Origin of the sequence: Pseudoalteromonas sp. T1lg76 (genome assembly GCF_002964725.1) — a bacterium.
In the GTDB taxonomy this organism is placed as follows: Bacteria; Pseudomonadota; Gammaproteobacteria; order Enterobacterales; family Alteromonadaceae; genus Pseudoalteromonas.
In genome coordinates, this window is the sequence record NZ_PQCE01000010.1 from 68,389 (window position 1) to 84,195 (window position 15,807).

12 protein-coding genes are annotated in these 15,807 nt (G+C 50.0%); 6 read left to right on the forward strand and 6 right to left on the reverse strand.

Features of this window, described 5'->3' with window-relative positions:
- Positions 1–37: 37 nt before the first annotated feature.
- The gene (gene tal / locus C2M35_RS04525; RefSeq protein WP_105214640.1) at positions 38–988 is read right to left on the reverse strand and encodes a transaldolase; all 951 of its coding nucleotides are present in this window, start codon (positions 986–988) and stop codon (positions 38–40) included.
- Positions 989–1,294: 306 nt separating this feature from the next.
- On the opposite strand from tal, the gene yaaA reads away from it, so the two are divergent.
- The gene (gene yaaA / locus C2M35_RS04530) at positions 1,295–2,074 is read left to right on the forward strand and encodes a peroxide stress protein YaaA (protein WP_105200241.1); all 780 of its coding nucleotides are present in this window, start codon (positions 1,295–1,297) and stop codon (positions 2,072–2,074) included.
- Positions 2,075–2,154: 80 nt separating this feature from the next.
- On the opposite strand, the gene C2M35_RS04535 is transcribed toward yaaA, so the two are convergent.
- Positions 2,155–2,391, reverse strand: a complete 237-nt coding sequence (locus tag C2M35_RS04535; RefSeq protein WP_105200242.1) for an EF-hand domain-containing protein — start codon at positions 2,389–2,391, stop codon at positions 2,155–2,157.
- A gap of 88 nt (positions 2,392–2,479) precedes the next feature.
- Complete coding sequence (locus tag C2M35_RS04540) at positions 2,480–2,731, reverse strand: hypothetical protein (RefSeq protein WP_105200243.1); 252 nt, start codon at positions 2,729–2,731, stop codon at positions 2,480–2,482.
- A gap of 253 nt (positions 2,732–2,984) precedes the next feature.
- On the opposite strand from C2M35_RS04540, the gene C2M35_RS04545 reads away from it, so the two are divergent.
- From C2M35_RS04545 to C2M35_RS04560, 4 genes are read left to right on the forward strand one after another with little or no spacing between them, the layout of a single operon-like run.
- Positions 2,985–4,403 carry a sensor histidine kinase gene (locus C2M35_RS04545; protein WP_105264703.1) on the forward strand — a complete coding sequence of 473 codons (1,419 nt, stop codon included), beginning with the start codon at positions 2,985–2,987 and terminating at the stop codon, positions 4,401–4,403.
- A 10-nt stretch (positions 4,404–4,413) separates the two neighbouring features.
- On the forward strand, positions 4,414–4,965 hold the full coding sequence (locus C2M35_RS04550) for a hypothetical protein (RefSeq protein WP_105258214.1): 552 nt from the start codon (positions 4,414–4,416) through the stop codon (positions 4,963–4,965).
- The gene (locus C2M35_RS04555; RefSeq protein WP_105200246.1) at positions 4,955–6,304 is read left to right on the forward strand and encodes a sigma 54-interacting transcriptional regulator; all 1,350 of its coding nucleotides are present in this window, start codon (positions 4,955–4,957) and stop codon (positions 6,302–6,304) included. Before C2M35_RS04550 ends, C2M35_RS04555 begins: the two co-directional genes overlap by 11 nt.
- Before the next feature lie 43 nt (positions 6,305–6,347).
- Positions 6,348–6,848, forward strand: a complete 501-nt coding sequence (locus tag C2M35_RS04560) for a DUF1543 domain-containing protein (protein ID WP_105214636.1) — start codon at positions 6,348–6,350, stop codon at positions 6,846–6,848.
- Between the two features lie 16 nt (positions 6,849–6,864).
- On the opposite strand, the gene C2M35_RS04565 is transcribed toward C2M35_RS04560, so the two are convergent.
- The 3 genes from C2M35_RS04565 to pdsR all read right to left on the reverse strand — a co-directional run bounded on the left by C2M35_RS04565 (position 6,865) and on the right by pdsR (position 10,118).
- A complete protein-coding gene (locus C2M35_RS04565) occupies positions 6,865–7,077 on the reverse strand; it encodes a hypothetical protein (RefSeq protein ID WP_105200311.1) in 213 nt (70 codons plus the stop codon).
- 218 nt (positions 7,078–7,295) lie between these two features.
- The gene (gene pdsS / locus C2M35_RS04570; RefSeq protein WP_105258216.1) at positions 7,296–9,428 is read right to left on the reverse strand and encodes a proteobacterial dedicated sortase system histidine kinase; all 2,133 of its coding nucleotides are present in this window, start codon (positions 9,426–9,428) and stop codon (positions 7,296–7,298) included.
- On the reverse strand, positions 9,429–10,118 hold the full coding sequence (gene pdsR / locus C2M35_RS04575) for a proteobacterial dedicated sortase system response regulator (protein ID WP_105200249.1): 690 nt from the start codon (positions 10,116–10,118) through the stop codon (positions 9,429–9,431).
- Between the two features lie 378 nt (positions 10,119–10,496).
- Here pdsR and C2M35_RS04580 point away from each other — a divergent pair, with 378 nt between their 5' ends.
- Positions 10,497–15,644 carry a S8 family serine peptidase gene (locus C2M35_RS04580; protein WP_105264704.1) on the forward strand — a complete coding sequence of 1,716 codons (5,148 nt, stop codon included), beginning with the start codon at positions 10,497–10,499 and terminating at the stop codon, positions 15,642–15,644.
- The last annotated feature ends 163 nt before the right edge of the window (positions 15,645–15,807 follow it).

The window sequence follows — 15,807 nt, forward strand, 5'->3', positions numbered from 1 at the left end:
CGCCAGCCTGTCGCTGGCGTTATATTTTGGAAGAAAATTAGAGGGCTGCGAAGCGGCGTTCAAGTTCCACCTGTGCTTCGGCGAAGGCGCGTATGCCTTCAGAGAGCTTCTCGGTGGCCATGGCGTCCTGGTTATGCAACCAACGGAATTCGCTCTCGCTTAGGGCTGCTGGTTTAGCTGCTACACTGGCCGGTGATGTCAGCTGATATTCCGTATTCGCCGGTAATTGAGCCAACTCTTCAAGTAGCGCCGGGCTTATGGTCAGGCGATCGCAGCCGGTTAAAGCCAGGATCTCACCGGTATTTCTAAAGCTGGCACCCATGACTATGGTTTCATAACCATGGCCTTTGTAGAATTCATAGATGCTGCGTACCGATTGCACCCCGGGATCCGCCAGCGGATCGCTTGGCTTTTCCATGCCATTGGCCACATGCCAGTCAAGAATACGGCCAACAAAGGGAGAGATAAGGTACACATTAGCATCGGCACAGGCGCGGGCCTGGGCTTCACTGAACAGCAGCGTTAGGTTGCAACGAATGCCTTCCTTTTCTAGCTGCTCGGCGGCTTTAATGCCTTCCCAGGTCGAGGCGATTTTAATTAAAATCTTGTCGCGGCTAACCCCTTCAAGGTCGTACAGGGCCAGCAGTTGTTTTGCTTTCGCTATGCTTGCTTGGGTATCGAATGACAGACGCGCATCGACTTCGGTAGAAATATAACCGGGAACGATATCGGCTATTTCCTTGCCGATCAGTACGGCGAAGTAATCGCAAGCCAGTGCCAACTGGGCGCTGGTGTCATCACTTTGGCTGCGCGCATATTGCCAGGCCTTATCAAGATAGGGCTGGTAGGCTGGGATTTCGCTGGCCTTAAGTAAGAGTGATGGATTGGTGGTGGCATCCTGGGGTTGATGCTTACGTATTGCTTCAATATCGCCGGTATCGGCAACAATCGTTGAATGCTGCTTCAACTCCTGTAGTGCTGTAGTCATGTGCTTTCCTCATTCCAAGCATTGAGCGTCTACTGAGTTTATCGTCTGTGCCTATAGCAAATAGATAAACACTTATAGGTTATGTAGTTAATGTTGCACCTTAGTGACAACCATGGGGAGGTCAATTGTCCGTGCCAGGGGATTGATGCCATGTAAATAACATCAAAATGAACCGGTCGCCGCCGTTTTGGCGAGAGCGTATGGCACGCAGACCGATTAAGGGTCATGAACCCTCTAATAAAGCGTGATCTTTGCTTTATTTAATGTTGAAATTGACACTATTGTAGAGCCAAGTCAACAGCATTTATGATCACAGTCATTTCCCCAGCAAAAAACCTTGATTATGAGACTGCCGCTCCGGTAGCAACTCACAGTCAACCTGAATTACTCGCCTACAGTGAAGAATTGATTTCTGTATGCCGCGACTTAACGCCGCAGCAAATCGGCAGCCTGATGAAAATAAGCGATAAGCTCGCCGGTTTAAATGCCGCCCGCTTTAGCGAATGGTCTCAGCCTTTTAACAGCGATAATGCCAAGCAAGCTATTTTTGCCTTTAACGGTGATGTGTATACCGGGCTTGAAGCGAGTACATTAAGTGCAGATGCACTGGATTATGCGCAAGGACATTTGCGTATTCTTTCCGGTTTATACGGAGTACTTAAGCCGCTCGATCTAATGCAGGCCTACCGCTTGGAAATGGGGACTAAATTAGAAAACCCAAAAGGTACCAACTTATACCAGTTCTGGGGCAGTATTATTGCCGAAAAGCTCAATGAAGTTTTGGCTCAAAGCGGTGCCAAGCAATTGATTAATCTTGCTTCGAATGAGTATTTTAAAGCGGTGGATAAGAAGGCACTGAACGCCGACATTATTACGCCGGTATTTAAAGACTGCAAAAATGGTCAATATAAGGTGATCAGCTTCTACGCGAAAAAGGCGCGTGGCATGATGGCCCGTTATATTATGGAAAATAAGGTTGAGACCTTGGCGCAGCTTAAGGAGTTTACAACAGCGGGTTATTACTTTAGTGCCGAAGCTACGGTTAAGGAAAATGAGCCGGTATTTTTGCGTGAAGAACAGGGATAAGAAAGCCCGAACAATAAAAAAAGCGCCCTCGGCGCTTTTTTTATTGTCTAACTGCAGGTCACAGCTCAGCGCGACACGCCTTACTGACGAGCGTAATTGGTAAACTCGCGCAACGACAGTTTACCGTCTTTATCTTGATCATAACTGCTAAAGCGAGACCACAAGGCCGGCTCTTGTGCCGCTTCCGACTTGCTAATAGCGCCGTCACGGTTTCGGTCTAATTCTTTAAAGCGCGACTCGATACTGCTGGCCTGCACCGAAGTGGTGACAAAGGCAAGCATCAAGGTGCTTAAAACTAATGCTGCAATTTTATTCATGTAAAAATCCTAGCGTACAGGTTACGCATATTATGCTGTTAGCCTAACCAAATTTGTGAACCTGGCCAAATGGAATAAGATTAATCGCCTAATTGCTGAGATTAAGTTGGCCACTTAGGCCGTCGTCTGCCAATTCAAAGACATGCTCACCGATTTGCTTGGGGTCCAGCTGCAAATTATGCGGCATTGTTTGTTGCGGACTTGCCAACTGATTAAACGATGGGCTCGCTGACTGCACTGCTGCTGGCTGATTCGTCGCGGAGTGAGACTCCGAAGGTTGTTTAGCGCTTACCAGGGTAACACATAAAATTAAGGCTACGACCAATACTACACGTCGCACGGTATTCTCCAATTCATAGTGGCTTAATTGAAACTCATTTATAAATGTAAGTGAAGGTCTTTAGACCGCAGGGTGGCTCTCCTAACAAATTCAATGCCAGTTTTTTAAAATTCATATTTTTCAGTTGGTTATATTTTTAAGGTGAGGGTTGAGCTGAATAGTTTGTAGCTATTTTGCAACAGCTTATGGTTTCTTTAAATTTTTCTACTAAATTTCAAATAGTTAGTTTTTCTCTTTTTGGCAACAAGGAGTCATGGTGATTTTTCGCATGCTGCACTGGCGCCCCAGCCTGTTCGCCCAATTCTTTATCGGCGTGGCCATACTGCTAGTGCCTTTGGCCTTAGTTGTGGTGGTATTTTTACAGGCCCTGGACCAGCATATGGTCAATACCCAGCAGATGGTATTAAGCAGTTACCAGAAGAATGAACAATTCAATGAGTTTAAGCAGCTGTTTCAATCCCTGGAGCGGGCAACGCTACAAAATTGGGTATTAAAAAGCGAGCAACTTAGTAAGGCGGTGAATGAGCAATGGCATAAGGCCGATGCACTTTTGACGCAGCAGGCCAAGGCGGCCACCTCGGCTGGTGAGCTGGTTCGTTGGCAGCAATTGCAGGCGGATTTTGTCGCCAGCCGAGAAAATATAGAGCAGCAGGAGCAGGCCAATGCCGAGTTGTTTTCACCGCTGCGCCAACAAATCAACAGCCATGGTAATTGGTTGCACACTCATACCAAGGAACAGATCGACCTGGCGCAACAGGCGCTTACGGATCTACAACAGAGCTTTATTAACTGGCTGGTGGCCCTGGTGCCCATAGTGTTGCTGCTCGGTGGTGGTTATTTATGGCGCCTAAGCAGCAATCTCGGGTATTTATCTCGAGTGATAAGTCAGCTAGGTAAGGGCGATTGGGATGTGGATATTCAACTGACCGGTGCCAAAGAGCTGCGAGATCTGGGGCAAAAACTTAACTGGATGCAGCAGCAATTACAAAGCCTGGAGCAGCAAAAAGATACCTTTTTACGCCATGTGACCCATGAGTTAAAAACACCCTTGGCTTCCATGGTGGAAGGCTGTGATTTATTGCAGGAGCAGCTGGTGGGCCCCATCAATGAGCAGCAGCAAGATGTACTGCAATTGATCAGCCAAAGCACAGATCGTCTTCATGGCATGATCACAAACCTGCTAAATTATAACGCCATCAAGGCACGGACCCTGAGTAATAAAGGCTGCCAACTCGATACATTAAAGGCTCAGGTACAGGAGCACTTTGCCGAGCGCCTGCGGTTGGGTCAGCAAACCTTGGTGTGGCGCTGCCCGGCGGAGCTTAAAGAGTTGCCCCTTGATGGTGAATTGTTACAAATGATCTTGGTGCAACTGGTTTCCAATGCCATTAAGTTTTCACCCAATGGGGCGCAAATAGAGATACAAATCGAGCGTTATAAGCAAGAGCTGGAGATAGCCGTAGTCGATCAGGGACCGGGTATAAAGGAGTCTGAGCGCGAGCGTTTATTCGATGCCTTCTATCAGGGACAGGCTGCCAAGCGCAACGCCGTGGCCGGCAGTGGTTTGGGGTTATCCATAGTCAAGGAATGTGTTAACCAACTCAATGGCGAGGTGCAGATCCATTCAGGCTCACCTCAGGGCAGTTGTTTTAGGCTTAAATTTAGTTGCTAATGGAGTCAAGATGTTGAAATTTGCCAAGTGTGTTGCCGTGTTACTGGTGCCCATCTTGAGTGCGGGCTGTCAGTTGCCGGGCCCAAGAACGGCGGGAGAGACTGGTCACTTAGGTGAGCTTGAAAAGCAGGCTCCCAACCCTAAACCTAGGCCTAAGCAACAACCCATCTACCCCAGTGCCGAGCAGTTGGTGCAATGGCATGCACAGCAATGCGGCGGTTTTACCTCGGCCACCGAGTTACAGGAATATGTGGCGGCGCCGAGACTGAAACAATTTTTTGCCCGCCTCTGCTTACGGGGCCAATCAAACCCGGACGAGCTACTAAGCGACCTTGAGGTGATCAGCGGTCAATATTACTGGCCCGAGTCCAGCGCCCGTTATTTCTGGTTGCTTAAGCAGCAGCTTCAGGCCAATGCCCAACAACAACAGCAACTTGCTAAGCTGCGCCAAGAGCAGCAGCAAATGCAGGAAAAAATGGAAAAGACCTTGTCGTCGCTGGCGGCTATAGAGCAGCAATTGCTGCAACGTGCGTCCCAGCAGGAGGATAATAATGAGTTCTAAAGCACGGGTTTTACTTGTTGATGATGATGTCAGTTTATTAAAACTACTGACCATAAGGCTGATGGCCAATAACTACGAAGTGACCACGGCCAACAGCGCCCCTCAAGCCTTGAGTGAGTTGCAGCAGCAAACCTTTGACGTGGTGCTGACCGATTTGCGCATGGACGATATCGACGGTTTGCAACTGGCCGAACAAATTCAGCAGCTTTATCCTAGCTTACCCGTGGTAATGATGACGGCGCACGGCTCTATTCCCGATGCGGTACGTGCCACCAAGCAGGGTATTTTTGCGTTTTTGACCAAACCCATAGATAAGGATGAGTTGATCGACACCCTGGCTAAAGCCGTGCGTCTGCATGGTCAAGGGCAGGGGCACGCTCAGCAAGTAAGTCACCCCTATATAGTGACTCGCAGTGCCACCATGTATCACCTGTTAGAGCAAGTGCGTATGGTGGGAGCCACGGATGTGAATGTATTGATTTCCGGCGCCAGCGGTACGGGTAAAGAGCTGCTAGCCAGAGCCGTGCATGAGAGCAGTGCGGTTAGCACCGGCCCTTTTGTTGCCATTAACTGCGGCGCTGTGCCCGCCGAGCTCTTGGAATCCCAGTTGTTCGGCCATAAAAAGGGTTCTTTTACCGGTGCGACCGCCGACCATGTGGGGCTCTTTTCCGAAGCCCAAAATGGCACCTTGTTTCTTGATGAAATAGGGGATATGCCGTTGAATTTACAGGTTAAGCTTTTGCGCGTTCTGCAAGAGAAAAAAATCCGCCCGGTTGGTCATAGCGAGGAAATTCCGGTTAATGTCAGAGTGGTGTCGGCCACCCACAAGGATTTGCCTGCGGCAATCCGTGATAACAGTTTCCGCGAGGATCTCTACTATCGCTTAAATGTGGTGAACCTGCGTTTACCAGCCTTGAGCGAACGCCGAGAGGATATCTCCCTGTTGGCGCATCACTTTTGTGAGCAAATTGCCGCTCGTCAGCAGCAAGGGGTGAAACGTTTCAGCGATGATGCCATGGACTTGCTTTTGCGCCACGACTGGCCCGGTAATATTCGCCAGCTGCAAAACGTAGTGGAGCAGGTGGTGGCATTGAGCCCTGGGGTGCTGATCAGTGCCCAGCAGGTGGCCATGGCCTTGCAGTGTGAGCTCGAAGCCAGCTCGCCCATTGCCTTAAACGAGGCTAAGCGCCAGTTTGAGCGCCAGTATTTGATTAATGTATTGAAAATGGTGGATGGCAATGTCGCTCAGGCAGCCAAATTGGCCAAGCGTAACCGCAGCGACTTCTATAAACTGATCAAGAAGCATGAGATCGATGTGGAGCAATTCAGCCGCGACTGATTAACCGTTATAATGCCGCCACACAAGGCCAAAGGAGTGAGTGATGCAATTATTTATGGTTTACCTAGGCGGTCGCATTGAAGGCTGTCATATTGAAATGCACGATGTGCGCTTTGTCGTTGGTGAGCGTATTGAAGATTGTTACGGCAAGCTTAAAGCCCAATGGGTGGGCAATAAAAACAGCGTGCATATGGACAGTTATATGGCGGTGCACCATATCGACGGCTATGCGGTGAGCCTGGGTGATGCGCCGCAACAGCGCAGTGAACGCCTCTATTTCGTTAATTTAGGCGCCTATCGTGCCGATCAACTTGCCGAACAACATGCTTTTACTTTGACCGTGGCGACCAGCGCCGAGCAGGCCAAACAACGGGTGAAGCAGGGTTTACTCACCGGCATGAGTCATCAGCATAAAGACGATTTACATGAGGTGGATGACTGCTTTGCCCTGGATCTGATCGATGCCCAGTATCATATCCATCTTACTCCCAGCAACCAGGCGCAAGCCATGCATCCGGACTGGTTTGGCTACCATGTGCTTTAGGGCGTGGCTTTGAAGCTTAGTCGTCGTTTTCTTCTTGCTTGATTGCGATGCGGATGGCGAGGATCACCAAGGCGAATAAGGCAAATGGCAGGGCCGCCAAGGAATATTCCACCAAATTGCTATCTTGATAGTTAGGTTGTAAAACGAAATGCCCGCCGACACACAAGGCGATGGCGATAAATAAAATGGGGAGCAGGGCGAGCTCTTTTTTTGCCTGATGTTTTTTCACAAGTGATTTCACGTGAGGATAAAGGCAGCTATTGTAATTAAGCCTGGCCCCGTGATTCAAGCTTTATCCTTGTTGCGCTGCTGTCATCTTGCTCGCGAAACAGCGCCCTACTATATCCAGTTTTTGCGGTCATAGTATCTAGCCTTGCACCTCTAACTGTGTAAGTAATTACCAACTTATTATGCAGGCTAGATGCTCTTTAATTAATCGATTTTGAATCAGGACAAGGGTATATCAACAAGGATGGTCACACCGCGACCATCTTCGCGGTTGCTGGCGCGTATCTGGCCGTGATGAAAATCAACAATCAGACGAGCGATATACAGGCCCAAACCCAGATGCGGCTGTTGCTGCTTATCCTGAGCGCGCACCGACACCATGGAGTCGAAAATATGTTTACCTATGTCCTTGGGCAGCGATGGCCCTAGATTGCTAATGCTGAGTTGAGCTTGGTTGTTTTCTCGTGCCAAGGTGACCAATATTTCACTCTCAGGCTCAGCAAATTCCAGGGCGTTGTTGATCAGCTTATCAAGCAACTGCGCGAAAAAGTCGGCGGCCCCTTGCACAGGAAGCGCCTCTTGGGTGATATCCAGGGCAAAGCGTGCCTGTGGATAAGCCAACTGATAGCCCTGCATACAGCCTTGCAGCACCTGGGTGAGATCATAATGCTCCCGCGCCGAGGTATTAATGCTCTGTTCCAACCGAGTCGCCTCGCTCATGGTGGTGATAAGCTTATTCAAGCGGGCGACCCCTTCTTGAGCCCGGGTCAGGTATTTTTGTTGCTGCGGTTCGTGGGCGATCAATTGCAGGTTTTCCAGCGAGCTGCGTACCACGGCCACCGGCGTTCGCAATTCGTGAGAAAGGCGCGACGACATATTTTCCAGATAATGGGTATAGCCGCCAAGGCGATTAACTATATTAGCGAAGCTGCGCGAGAGGTCGCCTATTTCGTCACTGTCGTTACTCACGCTCAGTTGCGCCCGTACTCGGCCCTGTTCATCAATGGCCTGCTCGGCACTGTCGCGTAAGCGGCGAATACGTGAGGAAATGCGCGAGGCAAAGAAAAACAATGAGATGGTGCCCACCAGCATCACCGCAATAATCACATTAAAGAGCTTTTCCAGCGCCTTGTTGCGCAGAGTGCGCACGCCATTGGTGGTTTCTTCGGCGATAACAGCGCCCAGCACCTGCTCATTACTCCAAATGGGGTAGGCGGCGGAGAGGATCACCGCTTTGCTGTCTGGCGTCAGGCGCCAGTTCGAGGCCGGCTCACCGCGTAAGGCACTGGCAATATGACTGCCTTGCAGCGCCGCCACATCATGCAAAATATCGAGAAAGTCACTGGGTGGCTTGGTCAGAATTTGGTAATAGAGCGGGTGCAAAAAACGCTGCTCGAAACGCCGCCACATGCCTTCCTTATCCTGCTCCTGTAAGGAGCTGGCCCAGACTCCGTCAGCATGTTGAATGGTGCCTGATTGCGCCAGTACCCTGTGATGTTTATCCACCACCCAGATACGGCTGCCGCTGTGGCCCATGCCCTTGATAATGCGTTTAATCTCCGGTGAGGGCAGCAGCACAGTGCCAAGTGTATTGGCATCGGTAATATTAGAGGTGGCCATTAAATGACGCTCTTGCTCGCCCGTGTCCCAATCGCTGATGGCAAAGCCGAGCTTGTTGCCAAGCATGGACAGGGGCATACGCAGTTCTATGTTATAGCCTTGCTCGGTCTGGCGAAAATAGCCCTGAATATCCTTATAGGGAGTCAATTCGGGAAGGCTAAAGGCATTTACCCAGCCGTCTTCGCGGGTGGCAATTATGTAATTTTTTAACTCGCCATTGGGAGACTTAATGGCGATTTTTAAATGATCGTTGCGCTCCAGACTAAGGGCATTTTTTGGGCGCAGACGAACCTGGTTATCCTGTACCGCGAACACCGCATACAGGTGCTGGCCGTATTTGCCGACCATGTGTGCGAATGACAGGTCGGCGTCATCATGATCCGGGTTTGGAGTTTGCAGGTAGTTACCCTGGTATTGCCACATCAGGCTTTGATAGGGAGCCCAGTCACCAAGCTCGCCATCGAGGCGGATGGCATTGTTGATCTGGTAGGCGTAAAGGTCGCGACCCTTTTCTACCTTGGCGGTAAATTCACTGGCATTTTCAAACAGGGCCGGACGCTCGTGCAGGGCGGTCGCCAGCGCTCTTGTGGTACCGACCAGGGTTTTTTCTTGACCCTGGCGCAGATACTTTTCCATTTCCCACACATATTCGTAACCAAGCCAGGGCAGCACAAGTAAAAAGCAGGACAGCAAGACCACCTTGCTGCGCAGCCCAAGCCCAAAGCGCGCCATCTATTTGCTTTCCCAGCGATAACCCATGCCATATACGGTGTCGATGCAATCGAACTGGGCATCGAGCGCCTGGAACTTGCGACGAATGCGTTTTACATGGGAGGTGATTGTACTGTCGTCAACGTAAATTTTGGCATCGCTCATCAGTTCATCCCGGCTTTTTACATGCCCCGGACGCTTAGCCAGTGAATGCACCATCCAAAACTCGGTCACGGTCAGATCCACCGCCTCACCCAGCCAGTTGGCGCGCAAACGTTTTAGGTTCAGCTCCAGCTTGTCTTGTACCAGGGTGTCCTCTTGTTCACTTGGTAAGCCTTGCGCTTCAACGCGGCGAAACAGCGCAGCGATACGCGCCGCCAAATGAGCCATGCTGATGTCCTTGGTAAGATAATCATCGGCACCCATACGCAGCCCACATACGGTATCTATTTCACTGTCGCGAGCGGTCAGAAAAATAATTGGCAGGGTTTGTGAGCGGGCCCGTAAGCTTTGGCACAGCATAAAGCCGCCATCGATTTCGTTGCCCAAGCCGATATCAACTATGGCCAGATCCGGCAAACGCTCGCTCAGTGCTAGCTCGGCGCTGGGCCTGTCGGCGAAACCTTGCACTTCATAGCCTTGCCCTTGCAGCATTTCTACATAGTTATCGCGGATCGCGGCTTCGTCTTCAATAATGGCTATTCGTTTCATCTTAGGGCTAACTTACGGCTAACAAGGTGATTTTGTTAACACTATACCCTGATTTGCTAGCCTTGGGATGAACGAAGCAGCAATTGCCATAATTGATCATAATTCCCCAAAGTTGCGCCTAAGAATGTGAGCTTGATACTTACAAAAGTTGATTTATTGTTGCGATAAACTGCATGAGTACAAAATGCTACCTTATTGCACACTTTGGTACATTTGCTCTAAGGCCTTATATGGTAAGGCATGTAGAGTAGCGGTTTGGGTGTAACTTACTCTTAGCGCTTTTAGCACCCTGTTTACATATTGTTTTCTTTGTTCGGCGCAACGTACCCTACTGCGCTAGCGCAATATGCGCGAAAAATTTTCATCAAGGAATACAACATGTCCAACAAGAATAGAAATATAAAGGGGTTGGGGCGCAAAAGTACCATTGCGATGCTAACCGCTATGTACGTGGCCGGGGGAGCCGCGTCCGCACAGCCGGGCTTTGAAAAAGCGCCTGCGGGCTCTTTTTACACCCCGGTATTCACAGCTGAAGACCTAGCAAATTACAAAGAATCGAAAGAAGCGCAAACCCTATTTGGTTCTGTGGGTCAGCTTAATAGACATTATCAGGATAATTCACCTAAGAATGTCTTCACACCTAAAGAAGGGGTGACCGGCAAGCGTACCTACATAGTACAGCTACAAAACGATGCCGTGGTTAACTACCAAGGCGATATACAAGGTCTTGAGGCCACGGCCCTGACAACCACTCGTACCATGGTGGGTCGCTCAACGTTGAACGTGCGTTCACCTGAGGTGAAAAGCTACCGTCGTTATTTGCAAGACCAGCAAAACAAGGTGCTTAGCCGCGCCCAAGCGCATGGCGCCAATATCGAAATGAAGCAGCAATTGACGCTGGCTAACAACGCCATGATAGTCAATATGACGCAAGAAGATGCCATGGTCCTGGCCAAGCAAAGCGGCGTTAAGCGTATTACCGAAAACCGTATTTTCGAGCTGCGTACCGATCGTGGCCCAGAATTTATCGGTGCCGATAAACTCTGGCAGGGACAGGTTCCGGCCTCATCACTCAGCGTTAAGGGTGAAGGCATGGTTGTGGGTATTATTGATACCGGCATCAATACCGACCACATCGCCTTCGCTAGTGACGAAGAATATGCTAAGACCAACCCATTTGGTGCCGGTAACTTCATCGGTGACTGTGTTGAATCACCAGAGTTGTGTAACGATAAGCTGATCGGTGTGCGCTCTTACCCTGAGGTCACAGTAGCCAACAGCGATTATATTTTTGGTTCTAAAAATCGTCGTCCAGAAAACGGCGAAGACTACAATGGCCACGGCTCTCACACCGCCAGCACCACAGCGGGTAATGAGCTAGTGGATACGCCATTGCAAACCGTAGACGGTTCAGTGACCAGCGATGGTATCGACCTGCCTTTTACGTTTGAAAAGACCAGCGGTGTTGCGCCTCGTGCCCATATCATCTCTTATCAGGTATGTTGGCCGGGTGGTTCTGGTGACCCCTATGCCGGCTGTCCAGAATCCGCGATTCTATCTGCCTTTGAAGATGCCATTGCCGATGGTGTAGACACCATTAACTTCTCAATCGGTGGCGGTGAGTCCTTCCCTTGGGAAGATCCCATGGAATTGGCCTTCTTAAGCGCGCGTAAGGCGGGTATCTCGGTTGCCGCAGCTGCAGGTAACTCGGGCCCTTATTACATGTCTGCGGATCATACCTCTCCTTGGGTAACCACAGTAGGTGCCTCAACTCATGACCGTGTTATGTCATTGGGTGACAAGGTTATCAACAACTTCCAGGGTGTTCGCGCTCCTTTTAGCGGCGAGTATGCGGGTAAGAGCTACTCGGGCAGTATCACAGGTCCTGTAGTATTAGCGGAAAACTTTGCAGATCCAAACCCGGACGATGCCTATACAGCGGCCAGCTGTAATGTACCTTTCCCTGCGGGTACCTTTACCTCAGATCAAATCGTTGTTTGTGAGCGCGGCGATATCGCCCGTGTGGCAAAGGCCGAAAACGTGGCGGCCGGTGGCGCCGGTGGTTTTATCCTGCAAAATACCAATTATGGCGATAATGTGGTGGCCGATAACTATGTTATTCCGGGGATCCACCTGTCTTCTCAAGCCCGCTTTGCCATTCGTAACTGGGTTAATGCCAATCCGGCAGGCGAAGCGATCGCCACCATAGGTGAGCCGGTGAATACCTACGAGTTTGACCCTGAGAAGGGCAATGAACTGGCTATCTTTAGTTCTATGGGTCCAAGTCGTTATATCAATAACCTGGTACCGGATGTAACCGCACCGGGCGTTGATATTTATGCGGCCAATGCCGATGACCAGCCATTTACCGCCAACCCGACCGCTTCGGATTGGACCTTTATGAGCGGTACCTCAATGGCGACTCCGCATGTAACCGGCGCCATGACCTTGTTGATGCAGATGCACCCAACATGGACACCGGCAGAAATCCAGTCGGCCTTGATGATGACGGCCAATAAGGTGAAAATCTTTAATGGTTACGCAATTATCGACCCTTACTACAACTTTATGGCCGGTGGCGGCGCGATTGATGTAGCGCAGGCAGCCAATGCCGGTCTGGTGATGGATGAGACCATTGAAAACTACCAAGATGCGAACCCGCGCAATGGCGGTTTGGTTGAATGGTTAAATCTGCCTTCCTTGGTTAATCAAGACTGTGAACTTGAATGTTCATGGATGCGTACCGTTAAAGCCACCAAAGATGGCTCATGGCAGGCCAGCGGCTTTGGCTGGGGCGTGCAAGGTGAAGACCAAAGCGCAGGCGTTGAAGTGGAAGTATCACCAAGCAGCTTCACATTGAAAGCCGGTGAAACTCAAGATGTCATGGTAACCATGAAGTTGCCAAACATCATTGAGCACAAGGTAGAGCCAGATGAGCCGGATGCGCCATGGGAAAATGTCCTAAATAAAGACATCTGGTTTAACGGCAAGGTAGTGTTTAACAATGTGGATGGCCAGTCGCCGGATGCACACTTCACCCTGGTAGCTAAAAATACCCTGGATGAGTTGCCGCTGGCCGTGGATATCGATATGGCCCGCAATAAGGCTTCTGAGTCTATTGTTGTTAACACCGACAGCTACAGCCAGCTGACGCCAACCTATTATGGCTTGGTGAAGCCAACCACGATAGAGGCGGACGTAATAGGTGTAGGTCCTTATGTGACTAAGGATCGCGTTGAACGTGGTTGGGACATTCAGTCCATTACCGTTCCTGAAGGTACTAAGCGTCTAATGGTGAAGGTTGCCTCTACGGAGCAAACTTCTAACTTAGCTGATGTTGCTGAGCCACGCTGGCAGACTAAGAAAGCGCACCTGATCCTTGGTTTCGATGCCAACAACAGTGGTTCTTTCATGGTCAGCGATGAAGAGATTGCAGATGATCCGCAAGCACTGATCAAGGCACTTAATGCGGAAATGATCTGTTACTCATCAAGCAGTGTTGAAGACAACTACTGTAACATTATTGACCCTGAGCCAGGTCAGTACTGGTTTGCTACTGCTGCTTTAGCTGCGCCGCGTGATTATGAATATCGCACCAAAACGCACTATGCGGTAATCGGCAATGAATACAATGGTGGCTTTGATGTGTCTGCGCCAGAGCAGCACACAGGCAATGGCAACTATGAAATCGCCATTAACTGGGATCTGCCTGAGTCACAAATGGGTGATGTTTACTACGGTGGTTTTGCCCTGGGCAACGCGCCGGGTGCCGAAGGCACGCTTGGCTTTACCTCTTTGAACTTTAACCACGACAGTGAAGCACTGACCCTAAATGTGAGCCAAGATGCCGCTCGCGCTATGGATGTGCTTGATGTGAACGTGAAACTGAAGGCGAACTACGAGTCGCAAGAGCGTGACTACAACTTTGAGTTGACTCTTCCTGAGGGTATGCAGCTTTGGTCTGAAACCATGACCTCGAACAACGAGCAAGTTGCCGAGATGATCAAGGTTGAAGGCAACAAGCTGACCATCGCAGGCACACAGCAGGCAACCCGCAATGTTAAGCGTGACTACATAGTGACCAACAACATTACCGATGCGAGCTGTAAAACGCCGATGATCGACGAATTCTCTACCGGTGGTTACATCGACCTTCAGGGTGAGTTCCGTCTACAGCCAACCACACCTTGGTATGAAGGTGGTTCTAACGTGTACTTTGATGTACCAATTGACTGGTTGTTCTATAAGCAAGGCGCCAAGTTTGAAGTCTACAATCAGGCTAACAACAACGAAGTGCGTTTACACCCAACCGGTGCCATGCAGTTTACACCGCTGTGGTGGATGATGAGCCAGCACCGTGGTCCTGGTTTCTTGATGGAAGCATTAGCGCCATTCTGGCGTGGTTCGTTCGAAATCGCTAACAAGCGTGACCCTTACGACCCTACCGGTCTAACCATAGCATCACAGTATGCCGAAGAGCGTCCTGACCTAGGTGACCTGTTGTTTATGGAGTTCGATAATGTAACCGACAAGAACACAGGTGACACCTATGACTACGAGGTGATCCTGCGCAGCGGTATCGATGACCACAAGGATAAGTTTGAAGTTATCTATGCCTATGACAACCTGGGCGCCAATGTTGATGAGGGTGTGATCATGATCGAAGGCGGCGACAGTGTTTACTCGTCTACTGCCGGCTTTAAAGATGGTTCACTGTACAATGTTATTGGTTACAACGACCTGGGTAAGGTGCTTAAAGACGACCTAGTGATCTGTTTCGACTATGTGGGTCCTGAGCAAAGTGAAGTTGAATTCTCTTTCAAAGCGACCGTTAATCCAGAGTCGGCGGGAACCGATAAAGAGATCACCTTAGCCTATGAGCTTGGTAGCGAAGCGAAAACCTTAACTCATACCATTGCGGTCAAAGGCAACCTGAAAATGTCGGCCCTTGAGAATATGGCTGTAGAAGAAAACGGCCGTATCGATGGTATCGAAGTAGTGGTACTTGATGCTGACCAATCACCAAATGAACTTCTGGTGAGCGGCGATAACATCAGCGCTGAAATCAATGGCATGTCGTTCAACCTTGTCCCGAACGCGAACTTCCACGGTGATACAGAAGTAACGGTAACCGTACGTGATAAGGCCAACACCAGCGACAGCGTTTCGCAGACATTTCTGCTGAGCGTTGCATCTGATGGCATCGAATATGGTTGTACTGATGCGACAGCAACCAACTACGATGCAAATGCCAATACCGATGATGGTAGCTGTCAGTATCCTGAGCCAGAGCCAGAGCCTGAGCCAGAACCAGAGCCAGAACCAGAGCCAGAGCCAGTCTATGGCTGTACTGATGCGACAGCAAGCAACTACGATGGTAGCGCAGATACCGATGACGGCAGCTGTGAGTACCCTGTAACTGTGACTCCAGAGCCTGAAGTTAAGAAATCTTCTGGCGGTAGCACCGGCATCTTTATGCTGATGTCACTGCTGGCCCTGTTCGGCGTACGTCGAGTTCGCGGCTAAACAAGGTTTCTCTGCCAATTAGCTGCCTGAGCGCAGCAAGGAAAAAAGCCCCTAGTTAGGGGCTTTTTTATTGCCTGGAATGAGTGAACCTAGCTCATGCGATAACTTGCGAACAGTGGGGGAGGATAAAAGTCACGGCGAAATTTTGGCAACGCTCGGGTTC

Bases quoted from the DNA above. Each gene is read 5' to 3' on its own strand.
- tal (WP_105214640.1), bottom strand. From the start codon at position 988: ATGACTACAGCACTACAGGAGTTGAAGCAGCATTCAACGATTGTTGCC.
- yaaA (WP_105200241.1), top strand. From the start codon at position 1,295: ATGATCACAGTCATTTCCCCAGCAAAAAACCTTGATTATGAGACTGCC.
- C2M35_RS04535 (WP_105200242.1), bottom strand. From the start codon at position 2,391: ATGAATAAAATTGCAGCATTAGTTTTAAGCACCTTGATGCTTGCCTTT.
- C2M35_RS04545 (WP_105264703.1), top strand. From the start codon at position 2,985: ATGGTGATTTTTCGCATGCTGCACTGGCGCCCCAGCCTGTTCGCCCAA.
- C2M35_RS04550 (WP_105258214.1), top strand. From the start codon at position 4,414: ATGTTGAAATTTGCCAAGTGTGTTGCCGTGTTACTGGTGCCCATCTTG.
- C2M35_RS04555 (WP_105200246.1), top strand. From the start codon at position 4,955: ATGAGTTCTAAAGCACGGGTTTTACTTGTTGATGATGATGTCAGTTTA.
- C2M35_RS04560 (WP_105214636.1), top strand. From the start codon at position 6,348: ATGCAATTATTTATGGTTTACCTAGGCGGTCGCATTGAAGGCTGTCAT.
- pdsS (WP_105258216.1), bottom strand. From the start codon at position 9,428: ATGGCGCGCTTTGGGCTTGGGCTGCGCAGCAAGGTGGTCTTGCTGTCC.
- pdsR (WP_105200249.1), bottom strand. From the start codon at position 10,118: ATGAAACGAATAGCCATTATTGAAGACGAAGCCGCGATCCGCGATAAC.
- C2M35_RS04580 (WP_105264704.1), top strand. From the start codon at position 10,497: ATGTCCAACAAGAATAGAAATATAAAGGGGTTGGGGCGCAAAAGTACC.